Genomic DNA, 17,957 nt, shown 5'->3' on the forward strand with positions numbered 1-17,957 from the left:
TTGAGATGAAGCAGTGGCAAAAAATAATAGTTACGCCAGATCAGACTTTATTGGAAACAATGAAAATAATTGATAATTCTTCATTGCAATTTGCAGTAGTTGTTGATGAAGAGCGACATTTATTAGGGACAGTAACGGATGGTGATGTTCGTCGTGGTATTTTACGTGGAGAAGGGCTTGAAGTACCCATCACATCTATTATGAATGCTAATCCAATTAGTGTACAAACAGGACAAAGACCCTATCGTCTAAAACAATTTATGAAATCGAAAAAATTAAAGCAATTACCTATAGTTAATAAACATAATCAAGTCGTTGATATTTTTTTTACGGATAACTTAGAGACATCCACAAATAAAAATACTGTTATTTTAATGCTGGGTGGACTTGGGACAAGGTTGCGTCCGCTAACAAATGATATACCTAAACCAATGCTGAAAATAGGTAATAAACCGATTCTTGAAACAATTATTGAAGGTTTTAAGCAGTTCGGCTATACGCATTTTATTTTTTCAGTCAATTATAAAAAAGAAATTATCCAAGAATACTTTCAAAATGGTGAAGCGTTTGATGTCACAATTGACTATATTGAGGAAGAGAAACGAATGGGGACAGCAGGTGCTTTGTCCTTGCTTGAACAACGACCTACAGCGCCATTTTTTGTGATGAATGGCGATCTACTTACACAAATTAATTTCGATCAGTTAATGGAGTTTCATAGAGAACATCAATCTATGGCAACTATGTGTGTAAGAGAATATGAGTATCAAGTGCCCTATGGCGTTATTGAAACAGATGGGGTGCATTTAGCGGGAATCAAAGAAAAGCCTATTCAACGTAGCTTTGTCAATGCAGGTATCTATGTACTGAATCCAGAAGTATTTGATTATATTCCGCAAAATGAGTTTTATGATATGCCAACGCTTTTTGAGCAACTGATTGCAGCAGATCAGAAAGTATCGGTCTTCCCTATCCGTGAATATTGGTTGGATATTGGTAGAATAGATGATTTTCATAGGGCAAAGAATGACTTTAAGGAGCTTACCAATAATGAAGCCTAATATATTAGCTATTATTCCTGCGCGTGGTGGTTCCAAAGGATTACCACGTAAAAATGTGAAAGAGCTTGCTGGAAAGCCATTGATTGCGTGGACAATTGAAGCAGCAAAACAATCGAAATATATTAGTCGAGTGATTTTATCATCAGAAGACCCAGAAATTATAGAGGTAGCGCAACAATATAGCTGTGATGTGCCATTTATACGACCAATCGAATTAGCGCAAGATGATACATCAACTATAGATGTGATTATACATGCAATCGAACAATGTAAAGATTTTGACTATATCGTGTTATTACAACCAACATCACCACTTAGAACAACGGAAGATATAGATGACTGCATTCAAAAATTAATAGAAAATAAAGCAGATTTTTGTGTATCAGTTACAGAGACAACAAAATCACCTTATTGGATGTATACAATGGAAAATGATAAGATGTCGCCACTTCTACAGCAAGAGCAATTGATTACAAGACGTCAAGAACTGCCAATAGTATATGCTTTAAATGGCGCTGTCTATGTGGCGAAAACAGATGCATTATTAGCAGAGAAATCTTTTTTAACAGAACATACAATTGGCTATACAATGCCTCAAGAAAAATCCTTTGATATTGATACTAGCATTGATTTTAAAATATGTGAGTGTTTACTAGTAGATCGTAGTGGCGCTTGTTAAGAACGTAGGAATTTTACTGTTACTAGTAATTTCACTATGTTTTATGAAAGACATAAATATATAGAAATTCCTTCCGATAATAAAAGTAAGCAAATTAAAACATGCAGGAGGGTGAATTCAATGCGTATTGCATCACAGGGACAGTCTATAGAAGTGGGCACTACAGCAACAAATGCAACTACAGCCAACGTACTAGAAAAGATAACATCTACAGTTTCTACTAACATAAGTTCAACATCAACAGTAGAAACAGCACCGATTACTGGAGAAGAGCAAGAAGTTTCGAAAGAACAATTACAACAAGTAGTCGATACGATGAATAATGTATTAGCGGCGAATAACAATGCTGCAAAATTTATGTATCATGAAGGTTTAAATCGTTTTTATGTGACTGTTGTAAATCAGGAGACGGAGGAGGTTGTAAGAGAAATTCCAGCAAAGAAGTTGTTGGATGCCTTTTATGAAATGCAAAAAATGCTCGGTCTCATTGTAGACGAAAAAATCTAAATTTATGTAATATTAAGGGGAGAAATAGTTATGGTAAATCGAATTGGCGGTTTAATCTCAGGGATGGATATTGATGCAATTGTAAAAAAGATGATGACTGCACAAAGAGCGCCATTAGACAAATTATTTCAAAAGAAGCAAACAGCTGAATGGCAGCGTGATGCTTACCGCAGTGTTAATACAAAAATAAGAACATTTGATACGTATTTGGCAGACAACTTGGTGTTAAAAGGTTTTAATAGTAAAACAGCTACCAGCTCCAATTCCAAGTTAGTAGATGCTACAGCAACAGGAAATGCATCAGGTACAATAAATATTGAAGAGGTATCACAATTAGCGGTTGCAGGGCGTTTAGTAGGCGCACAAAAAAATGCAACAGGTTCGACCAAATTGAGTGATTTAGGTGTAACAGCATCAACGATTGATATTAAAGCAATTCAAGATAATGGGATACTGGCAAGTGAAGCAACAAAGATTGATATTATGGCAGATATGACGGTCGATCAATTTATTAATAAGGTTAATACTAGTAATGCTGGTGTAACAGCCATTTTTGAAAATGGTCGATTTTCCTTTACTGCGAAAAACACTGGTGATGTAAAGGGAGGCGAGGAAATTGAACTTGTTGGTGCAGATGCCTTAGGTTTTGCATCTACAGATAATGTGCAAAAAACAGAGGGGAAAAATGCTATTTTTACAGTGAACGGTATTTCCACTGAGCGCACATCCAATAGTTTCTCTATTTCTGGCTACAATGTTACATTAAAGGAAACATTTGATCAAGGTACTGCTGTTGCAATCAATTCGACAAGTAATGTGGATGAAATGGTAGACAAGGTGAAAGACTTTGTAAAAACCTATAATGGATTTGTCAAAGACTTAATGGATCAAACAAATGAACCGAGATATCGTGATTTTCCACCATTAACGGATGAACAAAGAAAAGAGTTGCCTGAGAGCGAAGTAAAACTTTGGGATGAAAAAGCGAAAAGTGGTTTACTAAGTAGAGATAGTATTTTGCGTGATGGTTTATCTAATATGCGTTCATTACTTTATCAGTCCAATCCAGCAGTCGAGGATTCAAACTATAATACCCTTTATAAAATTGGGATTACTACAACCAAAGATTATAAAGACGGTGGTATGCTAGAGATCGATGAGGAGAAATTGCGTAAAGCTCTAACGGAAAACCCAGATGCCGTTGAGCAGCTCCTGACAAGTACAGGCGATAAAAATGGTACTGTAACAAAAGTAAACCCAAATACGGGCATGGAGGAAATCAGTGCAGCCGATACACGTGGTTTTGTTAAAAAATTGCGTGATTCATTGGATAGCTTTAAGCTTGTCATTGAGGGCAAAGCAGGTCGTGCGAACATGTCAGATGAGACGTTCTCCATTGGTCGAGATTTGAAAGAAACAAATGAACGAATGGATAATTTAAAGAGAAGGTTGGAAATGGTTGAGCAAATGTATTGGAATCAGTTTACGGCTATGGAAAAGGCAATCAACAGAGCTAATGAACAATCGAGCATTTTTATGCAAGGTCAATAAGGATGATCAAGCGAAGTAGGAGTGTGCTATGCAACCAATAGAGCAACTATTGCAAGTATCAGCGAATTTATACAAAGTTTTAGGAGATATGCCGACTAGTGAAGGACGTGATGGATACATTGAACGTATCCATTATCTTTTAGATACACGTGAAACCATTATAGAAGCGTTAATGCAGACAAACTTTCGCTTTGACGAGCAAGATCGTACGCATTGTACATTGCGTGAACTAGACAATGGTATTAAGGAACGATTGGTCACTGTGATGAGCTCAATCAAGCAGGATTTGGCAAATTTACAAAAAGCAAAGAAAAAGGAATCCCAGTACTATAATCCCTATTCCGAGGTTCGGACACTGGACGGTATGTATTATGATAAAAAAAATTAATTGCTTTACTTAAAGGGGAGTTTTACTTTTTATGCCAACCAATGTAGAAACGCAACATACAGGCAATCAAAATCATGTGGCCACTGCTTCTCCAGGCGAATTGACACTGATGCTGTATGAAGGATGCTTGAAGTTTTTGCATCAAGCAAGAGTGGCAATTCAAGATGAAAATCGCCAAGGAAAAGACGCCAATATCCAAAAAGCACAGGCAATTATTCATGAGCTGATGACAACACTGAATATGGATTATGACATGTCCAAAAATATGTTTGCGCTGTATGAATATATGAATCATCGTTTATTGGAAGTTCATATGCAAGATGATTTGGTCATTCTCGAAGAAGTGGAAGGCTTAATGAGAGAGTTCCATGATACATGGAAAAAAGTCATATAGTTTGATAATAAATTAGTATTAAAATATTCCAAAAAGGAGTTGGCCTTTCATGTCAGCAAATTTATCGGCGCAAAATGCATACAAACAAAATAGTGTTTCTACTGCTTCTCCAGGAGAGCTAACATTAATGCTCTATAATGGCTGTTTGAAGTTTTTACATCTAGCTAAGATAGCTACTAAGGAAAAAAAAATTCAAGAAAAAAACACCAATATTCAAAAAGCACAAGCGATTATTCATGAGCTAATGGTGACACTGAATATGGATTATGCAATTTCTAAAAATATGTTAGCGTTATATGAATATATGAATCAACGTCTAATGGAAGCTAATATGCAAGATGATGTAGCGATTGTTGAAGAAGTTGAGGGATTGGTGACGGAATTCCGCGATACATGGAAGGAAGTTATTCGCATTAATCGACAACAGCAATTTGGTCAGGGAAGTAGTGAACAAGTGTAGCCAAAAAAGAGACCATCCTAAACGGTGGTCTCTTTTCTTTATTATCACTAAATCGCCATAATTTAGGGTGTTTATCGGTAAAATATGTTACTAATTCCCTCTGGCTGTTCACTACAGATCATGTCATAATCAAAGCAATATACATGTTTAACATAGTACTGGGGTGGGAATATGATTTTTAAACGTAAAGAGGGCTTCCGTTTTAAGTTTGAGGAGCCTCTTCCAATTACTTTTGCTATTTATGAGAACGGTAGGGTCAATCATGAACGAACGAGTATGGGAGAATTGCTGGATATCAGTCCACGTGGGCTAAAGATGTTTACGAAAGTGGATTTAGGTATGAATCCTCCTCCATTAGAGATCCGCTTTGTATTGGATTCACGAGAGGTACGAGCTTATGGAGAAATTATGTGGAGTCGTCCTTTTGGCAATGGTAAGCAGTATGGGGTATTTTTTAATCAGCAAGGTGCTGTTGAGGATTTAATTATTGAAGAACTGAAGCTACGACGTAAAAAAGAAGTAGCAGAGGCTAAAAAGCACAATAATTTATCTTGATGCAAGCGTATTTTTTAGCTAACTATGCTGAATCTTGTCGTGAAAATCAACGGTTTATTAAGCGTTTTATGGCCAAAAGAGATCAATGAAAACTGAAGTGAACAGAAGAAAAATAAGTATTTCATGTTACTTGGGCTATAAAAGATGCTTGTTAAATTAAATAAAAATTTTTGTAAAAAAAAGAATGATTTTAGAGGAATTTCACACACTTGTGTAGAAACATATAGTATAGCAGTTATAAAGGAGGAGTTTACATGCTAAACTTTAACATTCGCGGTGAAAATATTGAGGTAACTCCAGCTATTCGAGAGTATGTTGAGAATAAAATTGAGAAAGTTGAACGTTATTTTAATGAAGATGTAAATGCTAATGCTAATGTCAATTTAAAGGTTTATAATGACAAGCAAACAAAAGTCGAAGTTACAATTCCAATGAAAAATTTAACGCTTCGAGCTGAAGAGCGTCATAATGATATGTATGCTGCTGTTGATCTTATTGTGGATAAACTAGAGCGACAAATTCGTAAGCATAAAACAAAAGTAAATCGTAAATTCCGTGAGCGTGAAGGCGCAGGTCTTTATTTTGCTAGTACACAAGCTGCTGTTGATGCTGCTTCAGAGGAAGAAGAGTACTCCATTGTACGTACAAAGCAATTTGATTTAAAACCGATGGATCAAGAAGAGGCTGTATTACAAATGAATATGCTTGGTCATGATTTCTATGTCTTTACAGATGCTGAATCCAATGGCACTAATATTGTTTATAAGCGTAAAGATGGTAAATATGGCTTAATCGAAACAACTTAAACTTTATGATGACAAAGGCTCTCGCAATGGCGAGGGTCTTTTTTGTATAGCGCACTTAGGTTTTAGGGAGACTGTTTGCATCAAGCTGTTACACAATGGTAAAATGGAAGTTGAATCTATATAGGAAGTGAAAAACATTCATGGCAAACCTATTAAATAAATTGTTTGATTTCAATAAACGTGAGTTAAAAAAATTAGAAAAAATTGCTGACCAAGTTGAGGGATTCGCTTCTCAAATGGAACAGCTTTCAGATGATCAATTACAAGCAAAAACGGAAGAGTTTCAAAAGCGCTATGCCGATGGTGAACCGTTGGAGTCGATTCGCGCGGAAGCCTTTGCCGTGTGTCGTGAAGCATCAAAGCGTACATTAGAGATGTACCCATTCCGTGTTCAAATTATGGGGGCAGCCGCTCTCGATGAAGGTAATATTGCAGAGATGAAAACGGGTGAAGGTAAAACATTAACGGCGACAATGGCTGTTTATTTGAATGCCATTACTGGGAAAGGTGTACATGTAGTAACGGTCAACGAATACCTAGCGAGCCGTGATGCTGCTGAGATGGGCCAGCTTTATAATTTTTTAGGCTTAACGGTTGGTCTGAATCTTAATAGTCTTTCAAAAGATGAAAAACGTGCTGCATATGAGGCGGATATTACGTATAGTACAAATAATGAGCTAGGCTTTGACTATTTACGTGATAACATGATGCTGTATAAAGAGGAACGTGTACAACGCCCATTGCATTATGCTGTTATTGATGAGGTGGACTCGATCTTAATTGATGAAGCACGTACGCCATTAATTATTTCGGGTCAGGCTGGGAAATCAGCACAGCTTTATAAGCAATCCAATGCATTTGTACGTATGTTAAATGCCGAGACGGATTATACGTATGAAGAATCGACAAAGGGTGTTACGCTAACAGATGCAGGTGTGGAAAAAGCAGAAAAAGCATTTGGCATTGACAATCTGTTTGATTTAACACATGTTCGTTTAAACCATGCCATTAACCAATCATTAAAGGCACATGTAAGTATGCATAATGATGTGGATTACGTTGTACAAGAGGGTGAAATCGTTATTGTTGATGGTTTCACAGGTCGTTTAATGAAAGGTCGTCGTTACTCGGATGGCTTACACCAAGCAATTGAAGCGAAGGAAGGCGTTGAAATTCAAAATGAATCAATGACAATGGCGACGATTACCTTCCAAAACTACTTCCGTATGTATCAAAAGCTTGCAGGGATGACTGGTACGGCTAAAACAGAGGAAGAGGAATTCCGTAATATTTATAATATGAATGTTGTGGCAATTCCTACAAATAGACCAATTGCCCGTGATGACCGTGCTGACTTAATCTTCGCAACGATGGAAGGAAAGTATAAAGCGGTAGCCGCAGATATCGCAGAGCGACATCAGGCAGGTCAGCCTGTTCTTGTGGGTACAGTAGCAATTGAAACATCTGAAATTATTTCAAGATTATTGGATAAATATAAAATTCCACATAATGTCTTAAATGCGAAAAACCATGAACGTGAGGCTGAAATTATTGCCAATGCTGGTTCAAAAGGCGCTGTAACCATTGCTACAAATATGGCTGGTCGTGGTACAGACATTAAACCAGGTGAAGGTGTACTGGAAATCGGTGGTCTAGCAGTAATCGGGACAGAGCGCCATGAATCACGTCGTATTGATAATCAGCTTCGTGGACGTTCAGGACGTCAAGGAAATCCAGGGGTAACACAATTCTACCTATCCTTGGAAGACGATTTAATGCGTCGCTTCGGTTCAGATAATATGAAGTCGATGATGATGCGTTTAGGAATGGACGATTCACAACCATTGCAATCAAAAGTTGTGTCGAGAGCTGTAGAATCAGCACAGAAGCGTGTCGAAGGAAATAACTTCGATGCACGTAAACGTTTATTACAATATGATGATGTTTTACGTCAGCAACGTGAAATTATTTATAAAGAGCGTTACGATGTGCTCGAAACAGAAAATATGCGTGAGCTTGTGGAGTCGATGATTCAAGAAACCATCGATAATATTGTAGGCCTGTATACACAGGGTGAGCAGAAGGATTGGAACCTAAAGGCGATTGAAGACTTTGTAGCTGCTAACCTATTAGAAGAAGGTCAGCTGAAAGTATCTGATTTCCAAGGTAAGTCTGCTGAAGAGATAAATAAGTTAATTTCTGATGCAGTGCAAGTTCGCTATGATGAAAAAGAGGCTGAGCTTACACCAGAGCGTATGCGTGAATTTGAAAAGGTTATTTTATTACGTTCAATTGATACGAAATGGATTGATCATATTGATGCAATGGATCAATTACGTCAAGGTATCCATTTACGTGCCTATGGTCAAAATGATCCGCTTCGTGAATACCAACAAGAAGGATTTGCGATGTTTGAGGATATGGTAGCGGCTATTCGTGAGGATGTGGCAAAATATGCGATGAAGGCGGAAATTCGTAGTAACCTTGAGCGTGAGGAAGTGGCGAAGGGACAAGCTGTTAATCCAAAAGAGGAAGGCGGCTCGGCTCCGAAAAAGCAGCCCGTCCGTAAAGCTGAAAACATTGGTCGTAATGATTTATGTCCTTGTGGAAGCGGGAAAAAATATAAAAACTGTCATGGGGCAGCACAATAAAGTAAATAAAAAAGATTATTTTAACACTATGTTGAAATGATCTTTTTTTACTATAAAAAGAAATTTTAATATTAAAATTCAGAATTTATAGACAATTTGAACTTATAGGTATACAATAACTGTTATAATAGGAATTTAGTTCAATAAATATTTCCTGTTATTGTCCTAAATTATGTGTCGGTAGTGGTACTAAGGTCTGTGTAAAAGAAAAAAAGGGGGAGAAATAGATGTGAAGACAAAGATACTCAGATTTGTAGAATAATCCTGCTCGAGGAGAAATATAGGACTGTATGAGTATATTCCTATGTATTTTTATGAAAAACATAAAGTGTATAAAGGAGGAACATATTAATGCATAAAAAGGATATTATGACGAGTGAAACAATGCTATATATGCCTGAGTATGATGCCTTTGGAAATTTATGTACTCGGGTGATCGAAAAGGATAATGAATATGTATCGAAATTAGCCCCAACAAAATTAATAGACTTTAACCTACGTTATTTTGGTTCTAGCTTAAGAGGTGCTTTTGATGGGTCAAAAATGGTGTTGGGGAAGCTAAATAAAAATCCAATTGTGATTCATGAGCGTTGTAATATATTATGGATTCCGAGTAAATCACCCTTACAACCTCAGTGTAGTTGGTTTGCTGTGCATCATATTGATGATTATGTGGCAGTAGATAAAAAAAGGACCAAGATTATTTTTATGAACGGTATGGACATTACGGTGGAAATTAGCGTCAAGGCACTAGAATACCGTATTCAACGGGCTTTTTTACTAAAATATAAATTAGAGAAACGAACAAAGCATTTACTTGTGCAGTATGATCGGGCGAAGGTATTCCAGCGTTTGGCATTTAATATGTTTGAGGATGAAGTGTAATAGTAGTATGTTTTCCTTTATAAAAACGTTATAATAAAAGGATACGGAGCTTTCATATGCTTTATTACTAACGTTCGGAGGATTTAATAATGATTGAATTAGCAGATGTACGTAATGTGTTAGACACTACAGCCAAAAAATTGGCGGATTTCAGGGGGTCTCTTTGACTTAGAAAATAAAGAGGCACGCATCCAAGAGTTAGATGAAATGATGCTAGAGCCAGGTTTCTGGGATGATCAACAAGGTGCACAGGTGATTATCAATGAAGGAAATGGTTTAAAGGCAATTGTCAATGAATATAAAGATTTAGTGGAAACACATGAAAATTTAGATATGACACTAGAGCTTTTACGTGAAGAGCCAGATGAGGAATTACAGGAGGAGCTAGGAAAAGAGCTTGGAGAATTCCAACAAAAAATGGGGGATTTTGAGCTGCAATTGCTGTTGAGTGGTCCCTATGATCAAAACAATGCTATTTTAGAGCTACATCCTGGCGCTGGTGGTACAGAGTCTCAGGATTGGGGCTCCATGCTATTACGTATGTATACGCGATGGGCTGAAAAAAGAGGCTTTAAAGTAGAAACAGTAGATTATCTTCCTGGTGATGAGGCAGGTATTAAATCCGTAACATTATCGGTTAAAGGTCACAATGCTTTCGGCTATTTACAGGCTGAAAAAGGTGTGCATCGTCTAGTGCGTATTTCACCATTCGATTCGTCTGGCCGCCGTCATACATCATTCGTTTCATGTGATGTGATGCCGGAGTTCGACGACAATATTGAAATTGATATCCGCACAGAGGATTTAAAAATTGATACGTACCGTGCAACAGGTGCTGGTGGTCAGCATATTAATACAACAGACTCAGCTGTTCGTATTACGCATATTCCAACTGGTACAATCGTTCAGTGTCAGGCAGAGCGTTCACAAATTAAAAACCGTGAGAAAGCAATGACAATGTTAAAAGGGAAGTTGTATCAATTAGAGCTAGAGAAACAACAAGCACAGCTCGATGAAATACGCGGTGAGCAAAAGGAAATAGGCTGGGGCTCACAAATTCGCTCCTATGTATTTCATCCATATTCAATGGTCAAGGATCACCGTACAAATGAAGAAACGGGTAATGTTGGCGCAGTGATGGATGGCGATATCGACTTGTTTATTAATGCTTATTTACGTTCGAAAATCAACTAATTGCTCTTGTAGCAGTCGTGCAAGATTCTAATAATGGATTATCCCCCAAGAGAGATTCTTGGGGGATTTTTATCTTGATTCAGTGGATATCCAAACGCCCACTGAATTAAGATAAAAGCCCCAGCCGATATCATGGATTTTGAAAAGGAGCTTTTTCGTGCGAGCTCGAAAAAATCCAGACGCAATTACGCTGGGGCGTAATTGATGTTAAAAGGGTGGATGGTATGGAGCATCTTGGCTCAGTTGTTTACGCTCATTCATATAATGCTTATAGAGCATGGATGCATTGACAAACTGTTTGCTGATGGAGGCATATTGAATAGGAAGCTCAATTTCTTTATCATTTTTTAATGTGATAATACAACCTGTTTTAGTAGGAATAATATTGGTAATGGCGTGAAGACCAATCCATATATTATGGATAGAATTTGGTGAATAAGTTGGTAAAAAAATACAAGGATAGCCATAGTCAAAAGCAACGACAATTGGTAATTTATGTTGATTGCCAAAAAAGAGTTTGGCTGATTGCTTTGCAGCTTCATAGGTTGTTCCTAAGGAGAGACAAGATTTTCGAAGCACATGTAGCGGTTTACGTGTAACGATAAGCTCATTATGTTTGTCAATTACATGTGTAAAAATTTTAGTGTTGTGTTGAATGGGCTGTAGCATGTACGTATTGAAGGATATTAAATAGCGATTTACATAATTAGATGACATATGAAAAGTGCCTCCTTTTTTCTTTTGATGGTTGTAGTATAGGAAATAAAATGAATTTTAGAAAATACCAATACTCCCATGAATCCCTTGAAAAATGACGAAATTGCTTAGAGAGTTTGCTACAAATCACACGAGTTTAATAGCTAATCTAAGTTATTTTCAAGCGTTAAGCATTGCTTTTTTGTTTCAATTTTCATATAATTTAGAAAAGGATCGAGGTGAGATCGTTGGATAAATATTATTCGTACACAGATTTTCTGAAAGCCGTTGGTCAGTCAAAAAAAGTTGATGAGGCAGAGAAATTATTAAACGAGATTTATTTAGATTTATTTTTAAATCGTATCCAGCGTATGCATCGTCAAGAGCAGCTCATGGTTCTAATCGATAGAGCACTCGATGAAAAAGATGAAAACGCATTTTATCGCTACGCAGCTGAACTAAATTCTTTGCAGCAAACAGAGGATGCTTAATACGATGACCCCGCTCTCCATGAATATTGGAGAGCGGGATTTTTTTGATTACGGCTAAATAGTGGGTGGGGCTACTCAAACACACAAGAATGCCACTCCATGCTGAAACCTATTTCAAGTTTTGGAGCTTGAAAACGCGATAAAGCGGCTATTATGTAAGTAGTAAGTTTTAATGGTTACTCTTTCATATTTTTACTGATAGCTTGTTGTATAGATGTGAGACTCCTCCATGAAAAACAGAGAGGTCCCTGAAAGCCCTGTGTTTATGGTATAAATCTACTTTTATCATGGAAGAAAATTGAGAGGCTCATAATTAATGGCTATGCTTTTTAACAATTCATCTGTTTTCAGTGCCCTCGTAGTCAGATTGGAGAAAGCAAGTACCGAGACGAGAAGCTTTACTCCATTCATATATATTTAAAAATTTTACAGAGAGAAAAAGGATTTACAAACATTCGTTCGTTAAATGTTCGAAATTTTACGCTTGCTATGCTAAAATATATGTACAAATTGGAAGGAAAGGACGGGGACATGTGTGCAAACATTTGATTTACAAGCGCCATATCAGCCTAGTGGAGATCAGCCACAGGCAATTGTTGAATTAGTGGAGGGTGTAAAGGAAGGCAAACGTCATCAAACATTGCTAGGTGCTACAGGAACGGGTAAAACGTTTACAATTTCGAATGTTATTCAGCAGGTAAAAAAACCAACACTTATTATGGCACACAATAAAACCTTAGCAGGACAGCTATATAGCGAGTTTAAAGAATTTTTTCCAAATAACGCTGTTGAATATTTTGTTAGCTATTATGATTACTACCAACCAGAAGCCTATGTGCCACAGACAGATACGTATATAGAGAAAGACTCTAGCATTAATGATGAAATTGATAAGCTACGTCACTCTGCCACTTCTGCATTATTTGAGCGTGAGGATGTCATTATTATTGCATCGGTGTCCTGTATTTATGGTTTAGGCTCGCCAGAGGAATATCGTGAAATGGTTGTGTCGATTCGGACAGGCATGGAAATTGAACGTAATCAACTATTGCGCAAACTTGTTGATGTGCAATATGAGCGTAATGATGTAAGTTTTACACGCGGAACTTTTCGGGTACGTGGAGATGTAGTGGAGATATTCCCAGCATCACGTGATGAACATTGTATTCGTGTGGAATTTTTTGGAGATGAAATTGATCGTATTCGTGAGGTAGATGCACTAACAGGTGAAATTTTAGCGGATCGGGATCATGTTGCGATTTTCCCAGCCTCTCACTTCGTGACACGAGAAGAAAAAATGCGAAAAGCAATTGAAAATATTGAAAAAGAACTAGAGGAACGTTTGACGCTGTTGCGAGCTGAGGATAAATTACTGGAGGCACAGCGTTTAGAGCAACGCACACGTTATGATTTAGAGATGATGCGTGAAATGGGCTTTTGCTCAGGCATTGAGAATTATTCACGTCATTTAACATTACGTGAGTCAGGTGCTACGCCTTATACATTATTGGATTATTTCCCTGATGATTTTTTACTGGTTGTGGATGAAAGCCATGTAACACTTCCACAAGTGCGTGGCATGTACAATGGTGACCAAGCTCGTAAAGGTGTATTAGTGGAACATGGCTTCCGTTTGCCCTCAGCACTCGATAACCGTCCATTGCGTTTTGAAGAGTATGAAAATCGTGTGCATCAGGCTATTTATGTTTCTGCAACGCCTGGTCCATATGAGCTGGAGCATACACCAGAAATGGTAGAGCAAATTATTCGTCCTACTGGATTGCTGGACCCGTTAATTGATGTACGTCCGATCGAAGGGCAAATAGATGATTTAATTGATGAGATTCATGAGCGAATGGCACGCAATGAACGTGTGCTTGTGACAACATTAACAAAGAAAATGTCTGAGGATTTAACAGCCTACTTAAAAGAGATGGGCTTAAAGGTTGAATATTTACATTCAGAAATTAAAACACTGGAGCGTATTGAGATTATCCGTGAGCTGCGTAAAGGAACGTATGATGTGCTAATTGGTATTAATTTATTACGTGAAGGGCTTGATATTCCTGAAGTCTCACTTGTAGCCATTTTAGATGCGGATAAGGAAGGCTTTTTACGTTCAGAGCGTTCCTTAATTCAAACAATTGGTCGTGCTGCTCGTAATGCGAATGGTCATGTCATTATGTATGCAGATCATGTAACAGACTCGATGAAAAAGGCGATAGATGAGACGAAGCGTCGTCGTACATTACAAATGGCTTATAACGAGGAGCATGGCATTACGCCTCAAACGATTATTAAGAAAATTCCAGATGTCATTCGTGCGACACAGGTAGCAGAGGAAGAGGAATCCTATGTAACAAAGGCTACGAAGGGCAAAAAGCTGACAAAGGCAGAAAGAGAACAGCTGTTGGCTTCCCTAGAAGTCGAAATGAAGGAGGCAGCAAAAGCGCTTGATTTTGAGCGTGCGGCTGAGCTTCGAGATACAATATTTGAATTGAAGGTAGAAGGGTGAATGACTTGTGAAAAATACTGAAATTGTCGTGCAAGGTGCACGTGCTCATAATTTAAAAAATATTAATGTCACAATTCCACGTGACCAATTAGTTGTTTTAACAGGTTTATCAGGCTCTGGAAAGTCTTCTCTAGCATTTGACACAATTTATGCGGAGGGCCAGCGTCGTTATGTTGAGTCCCTTTCCGCCTATGCTCGCCAATTTCTTGGGCAAATGGATAAGCCAGATGTTGATGCGATAGAAGGACTATCGCCTGCTATTTCCATTGACCAAAAAACAACGAGCCGCAACCCGCGTTCTACAGTAGGGACTGTAACGGAAATTTATGATTATTTGCGCTTACTTTACGCACGTATTGGCAAGCCCATTTGTCCAAATCATGGGATCGAAATCACATCTCAAACAATTGAGCAAATGGTGGATCGCTTATTAACCTATCCAGAAAGAACAAAAATGCAGCTTCTTGCGCCGATGGTTTCTGGACGTAAGGGAACTCATGTTAAATTGCTGGAGGATTTAAAAAAGCAGGGCTTTGTTCGTGTGCGAATTGATGGGGAATTACGTGATTTAGATGATGCGATCGAACTTGATAAAAATAAAAAGCATTCAATTGAAGTAGTAGTGGACCGTGTAGTTATGAAGGAAGGTATTGCCGCTCGTCTGAGTGATTCTTTAGAAACGGCCTTACGTTTGGCAGAAGGGCGTGTACTTGTTGATGTGATGGAGCATGAAGAGTTACTATTTAGTGAGCATCATGCCTGCCCATTATGTGGTTTTTCTATAGGTGAGCTAGAGCCTCGAATGTTTTCATTTAATAGTCCGTTTGGAGCTTGTCCAAGCTGTGATGGCTTAGGCTCAACACAGGAGGTAGATTTGGAGCTAGTGGTGCCCGATTGGAATCGTTCATTGCTAGAGCACGCCATTGCTCCATGGGAACCGACAAGTTCACAATATTATCCCCAGCTATTAAAGGCTGTTTGTGATCATTACGATATACCAATGGACGTGCCTGTGAAGGATTTGCCAAAGGACAAGATGGATAAGGTTTTATATGGCTCAGGAAAAGACAAAATACACTTCCATTATGAAAATGAGTTTGGCAATGTGCGAGATCAAATGATTGAATTTGAGGGTGTTATGCGTAATGTAGAGCGTCGTTTTAAAGAAACAACATCTGACTATGTACGAGAGCAAATGGAAAAATATATGGCACAGCAGGCTTGCCCATCCTGTAAAGGCTATCGCTTAAAGCCTGAAACATTAGCAGTGAAAGTAGCCGATAAGCATATTGGTGAGGTCACACAATATTCGATTCAGGAAGCGGATCAATTTTTTAAAGAGCTAGATTTAACAGAAAAGGATATGCAAATTGCTCGCCTTGTTTTGCGTGAAATTGAAGAGCGTTTGGGCTTCCTTGTCAATGTTGGTTTAGACTATTTAACATTGAGTCGTGCGGCAGGAACATTATCAGGTGGAGAGGCGCAGCGTATTCGCCTTGCTACGCAAATTGGTTCACGTTTAACGGGCGTTCTCTATATTTTAGACGAGCCTTCGATTGGTTTGCATCAACGTGATAATGATCGTTTGATTAACACGTTAAAAAATATGCGTGATATCGGCAATACGCTGATTGTGGTGGAGCATGATGAGGATACGATGCTGGCAGCTGATTATTTGATTGATGTCGGGCCTGGTGCCGGTGTTCATGGTGGTCAAATTGTAGCAGCAGGTACACCAGAGGAAGTGATGGATAATGAAAAATCGTTAACAGGGCAATACTTAAGTGGTAAAAAATTTATTCCATTACCAGTTGAGAGACGCAAGCCAGATGGTCGTAAGCTTGCCATTAAAGGTGCTAAGGAAAATAATTTACGCAATGTTAAAATAGATATTCCATTAGGTCTATTTGTGGCAGTGACAGGTGTTTCTGGTTCTGGAAAATCTACATTAATTAATGAAATTTTATATAAATCATTGGCACAAAAGCTAAATCGTTCCAAGGTAAAGCCAGGGGAGCATAAAGAAGTAACTGGGATGGAGGAGCTTGAGAAAGTCATTGATATTGACCAATCACCAATCGGTCGTACGCCACGCTCAAATCCAGCAACGTATACAGGTGTCTTTGATGATATTCGTGATGTGTTTGCAGCAACAAATGAGGCAAAGGTACGTGGCTATAAAAAGGGTCGCTTTAGCTTTAATGTTAAAGGCGGTCGCTGTGAGGCATGTCGCGGTGATGGCATTATTAAAATTGAAATGCACTTCCTGCCAGATGTTTATGTACCATGTGAAGTATGTCACGGTAAACGTTATAATCGTGAAACACTTGAAGTGAAATATAAAGATAAAAGCATTGCTGATATTTTGGATATGACGATTGAAAATGCAGTAGTATTCTTTGAAAATATTCCAAAGATTCAACGTAAGCTGCAAACCATTGTGGATGTAGGCTTGGGCTATATGAAATTAGGGCAGCCTGCCACAACATTATCGGGCGGTGAGGCACAGCGTGTAAAATTAGCCTCTGAATTACATCGTCGCTCTACAGGCAAGTCCTTCTATATTTTAGATGAGCCAACAACAGGCTTACACGCAGATGATATTGCACGTTTACTCGTTGTGCTGCAGCGTCTTGTTGAAAATGGCGACTCGGTATTAGTAATTGAGCATAATTTAGATGTTATTAAAACGGCTGATTATTTGATTGACTTAGGTCCAGAGGGTGGAGACAAGGGTGGTACCATTGTTGCAACTGGAACGCCTGAAGAGGTAGCCGAAATTGCTGGCTCCTACACAGGCAAATATTTAAAGCCAATTTTAGAGCGCGACCGTATGCGTATGGAGGCCGTACTAGTTAAGGCCTCTGAGGATATCTAAAAAACTTGTGAAATTGTTCAATTGAGAGTATAGGATGATCAAAAAGTGTAGAGAGTCGCTCAATTGAGAGTGAAGGGTGATCAAAAAGTGTAGAGGGTCGTCCAATTGAGAGTGAAGAGTGATCAAAAATTGTAGGGAATCGCTCAATCTGAGGTGAGAAGTGATCAAAAAACGAATAAAAGCCTAATTCATTTAATATTGTCGTGAAACTTTTCACATGATGAATCGTATAAATAGTATAACGAA

The 17,957-nt window shown here is 38.1% G+C and carries 16 protein-coding genes; 15 read left to right on the forward strand and 1 reads right to left on the reverse strand.

The window, feature by feature from the left end; translation table 11 throughout:
- The first annotated feature begins 5 nt into the window (after window positions 1-5).
- From MHB44_RS04060 to prfB, 12 genes are all read left to right on the forward strand, one after another.
- The gene (locus MHB44_RS04060; RefSeq protein ID WP_053993631.1) at window positions 6-1,061 is read left to right on the forward strand and encodes a nucleotidyltransferase family protein; all 1,056 of its coding nucleotides are present in this window, start codon (window positions 6-8) and stop codon (window positions 1,059-1,061) included.
- A complete protein-coding gene (locus MHB44_RS04065; RefSeq protein WP_053993632.1) occupies window positions 1,051-1,740 on the forward strand; it encodes an acylneuraminate cytidylyltransferase family protein in 690 nt (229 codons plus the stop codon). The genes MHB44_RS04060 and MHB44_RS04065 overlap by 11 nt, the downstream gene beginning before the upstream one ends.
- 120 nt (window positions 1,741-1,860) lie before the next feature.
- The gene (locus MHB44_RS04070; protein WP_053993633.1) at window positions 1,861-2,247 is read left to right on the forward strand and encodes a flagellar protein FlaG; all 387 of its coding nucleotides are present in this window, start codon (window positions 1,861-1,863) and stop codon (window positions 2,245-2,247) included.
- 30 nt (window positions 2,248-2,277) lie between these two features.
- On the forward strand, window positions 2,278-3,798 hold the full coding sequence (gene fliD / locus MHB44_RS04075) for a flagellar filament capping protein FliD (RefSeq protein ID WP_053993634.1): 1,521 nt from the start codon (window positions 2,278-2,280) through the stop codon (window positions 3,796-3,798).
- A 28-nt stretch (window positions 3,799-3,826) separates the two neighbouring features.
- On the forward strand, window positions 3,827-4,186 hold the full coding sequence (locus tag MHB44_RS04080) for a flagellar protein FliT (RefSeq protein WP_053993635.1): 360 nt from the start codon (window positions 3,827-3,829) through the stop codon (window positions 4,184-4,186).
- 31 nt (window positions 4,187-4,217) lie between these two features.
- Complete coding sequence (gene fliS / locus MHB44_RS04085) at window positions 4,218-4,580, forward strand: flagellar export chaperone FliS (protein ID WP_341301671.1); 363 nt, start codon at window positions 4,218-4,220, stop codon at window positions 4,578-4,580.
- A gap of 49 nt (window positions 4,581-4,629) precedes the next feature.
- Entirely contained in the window at window positions 4,630-5,040 is a 411-nt protein-coding gene (fliS, locus tag MHB44_RS04090) for a flagellar export chaperone FliS (protein WP_053993637.1), read from the forward strand.
- 171 nt (window positions 5,041-5,211) lie between these two features.
- On the forward strand, window positions 5,212-5,595 hold the full coding sequence (locus MHB44_RS04095) for a PilZ domain-containing protein (protein ID WP_053993638.1): 384 nt from the start codon (window positions 5,212-5,214) through the stop codon (window positions 5,593-5,595).
- 254 nt (window positions 5,596-5,849) lie between these two features.
- Window positions 5,850-6,401 (forward strand): ribosome-associated translation inhibitor RaiA, encoded by a 552-nt coding sequence (gene raiA / locus MHB44_RS04100; RefSeq protein ID WP_053993639.1) that lies wholly within the window; start codon window positions 5,850-5,852, stop codon window positions 6,399-6,401.
- A 140-nt stretch (window positions 6,402-6,541) separates the two neighbouring features.
- Entirely contained in the window at window positions 6,542-9,052 is a 2,511-nt protein-coding gene (gene secA / locus MHB44_RS04105; protein ID WP_341301672.1) for a preprotein translocase subunit SecA, read from the forward strand.
- 351 nt (window positions 9,053-9,403) lie between these two features.
- A complete protein-coding gene (locus tag MHB44_RS04110; protein ID WP_341301673.1) occupies window positions 9,404-9,937 on the forward strand; it encodes a competence protein ComK in 534 nt (177 codons plus the stop codon).
- 92 nt (window positions 9,938-10,029) lie between these two features.
- Window positions 10,030-11,131 (forward strand): peptide chain release factor 2 gene (gene prfB / locus MHB44_RS04115; protein WP_341302918.1). Its coding sequence is split into 2 segments (ribosomal slippage): window positions 10,030-10,101 and window positions 10,103-11,131, totalling 1,101 coding nucleotides; the frame shifts between segments, so codons are not numbered across the junction.
- A gap of 207 nt (window positions 11,132-11,338) precedes the next feature.
- Here prfB and MHB44_RS04120 read toward each other — a convergent pair.
- Complete coding sequence (locus MHB44_RS04120) at window positions 11,339-11,848, reverse strand: competence protein ComK (RefSeq protein ID WP_053993642.1); 510 nt, start codon at window positions 11,846-11,848, stop codon at window positions 11,339-11,341.
- Window positions 11,849-12,075: 227 nt separating this feature from the next.
- On the opposite strand from MHB44_RS04120, the gene MHB44_RS04125 reads away from it, so the two are divergent.
- From MHB44_RS04125 to uvrA, 3 genes are all read left to right on the forward strand, one after another.
- Entirely contained in the window at window positions 12,076-12,318 is a 243-nt protein-coding gene (locus MHB44_RS04125; protein WP_053993643.1) for an IDEAL domain-containing protein, read from the forward strand.
- Between the two features lie 535 nt (window positions 12,319-12,853).
- Complete coding sequence (uvrB, locus tag MHB44_RS04130) at window positions 12,854-14,833, forward strand: excinuclease ABC subunit UvrB (RefSeq protein WP_053993644.1); 1,980 nt, start codon at window positions 12,854-12,856, stop codon at window positions 14,831-14,833.
- Window positions 14,834-14,840: 7 nt separating this feature from the next.
- Entirely contained in the window at window positions 14,841-17,711 is a 2,871-nt protein-coding gene (gene uvrA, locus MHB44_RS04135; RefSeq protein WP_053993645.1) for an excinuclease ABC subunit UvrA, read from the forward strand.
- The last annotated feature ends 246 nt before the right edge of the window (window positions 17,712-17,957 follow it).

The organism is Lysinibacillus sp. FSL H8-0500 (assembly GCF_038051955.1).
GTDB classification, from domain to species: domain Bacteria; phylum Bacillota; class Bacilli; order Bacillales_A; family Planococcaceae; genus Lysinibacillus; species Lysinibacillus macroides.

What these genes read in the sequence shown, in the direction of transcription:
- MHB44_RS04060 (WP_053993631.1), top strand. Translation starts at nt 6, where the DNA reads ATGAAGCAGTGGCAAAAAATAATAGTTACGCCAGATCAGACTTTATTG.
- MHB44_RS04065 (WP_053993632.1), top strand. Translation starts at nt 1,051, where the DNA reads ATGAAGCCTAATATATTAGCTATTATTCCTGCGCGTGGTGGTTCCAAA.
- MHB44_RS04070 (WP_053993633.1), top strand. Translation starts at nt 1,861, where the DNA reads ATGCGTATTGCATCACAGGGACAGTCTATAGAAGTGGGCACTACAGCA.
- fliD (WP_053993634.1), top strand. Translation starts at nt 2,278, where the DNA reads ATGGTAAATCGAATTGGCGGTTTAATCTCAGGGATGGATATTGATGCA.
- MHB44_RS04080 (WP_053993635.1), top strand. Translation starts at nt 3,827, where the DNA reads ATGCAACCAATAGAGCAACTATTGCAAGTATCAGCGAATTTATACAAA.
- fliS (WP_341301671.1), top strand. Translation starts at nt 4,218, where the DNA reads ATGCCAACCAATGTAGAAACGCAACATACAGGCAATCAAAATCATGTG.
- fliS (WP_053993637.1), top strand. Translation starts at nt 4,630, where the DNA reads ATGTCAGCAAATTTATCGGCGCAAAATGCATACAAACAAAATAGTGTT.
- MHB44_RS04095 (WP_053993638.1), top strand. Translation starts at nt 5,212, where the DNA reads ATGATTTTTAAACGTAAAGAGGGCTTCCGTTTTAAGTTTGAGGAGCCT.
- raiA (WP_053993639.1), top strand. Translation starts at nt 5,850, where the DNA reads ATGCTAAACTTTAACATTCGCGGTGAAAATATTGAGGTAACTCCAGCT.
- secA (WP_341301672.1), top strand. Translation starts at nt 6,542, where the DNA reads ATGGCAAACCTATTAAATAAATTGTTTGATTTCAATAAACGTGAGTTA.
- MHB44_RS04110 (WP_341301673.1), top strand. Translation starts at nt 9,404, where the DNA reads ATGCATAAAAAGGATATTATGACGAGTGAAACAATGCTATATATGCCT.
- MHB44_RS04120 (WP_053993642.1), bottom strand. Translation starts at nt 11,848, where the DNA reads ATGTCATCTAATTATGTAAATCGCTATTTAATATCCTTCAATACGTAC.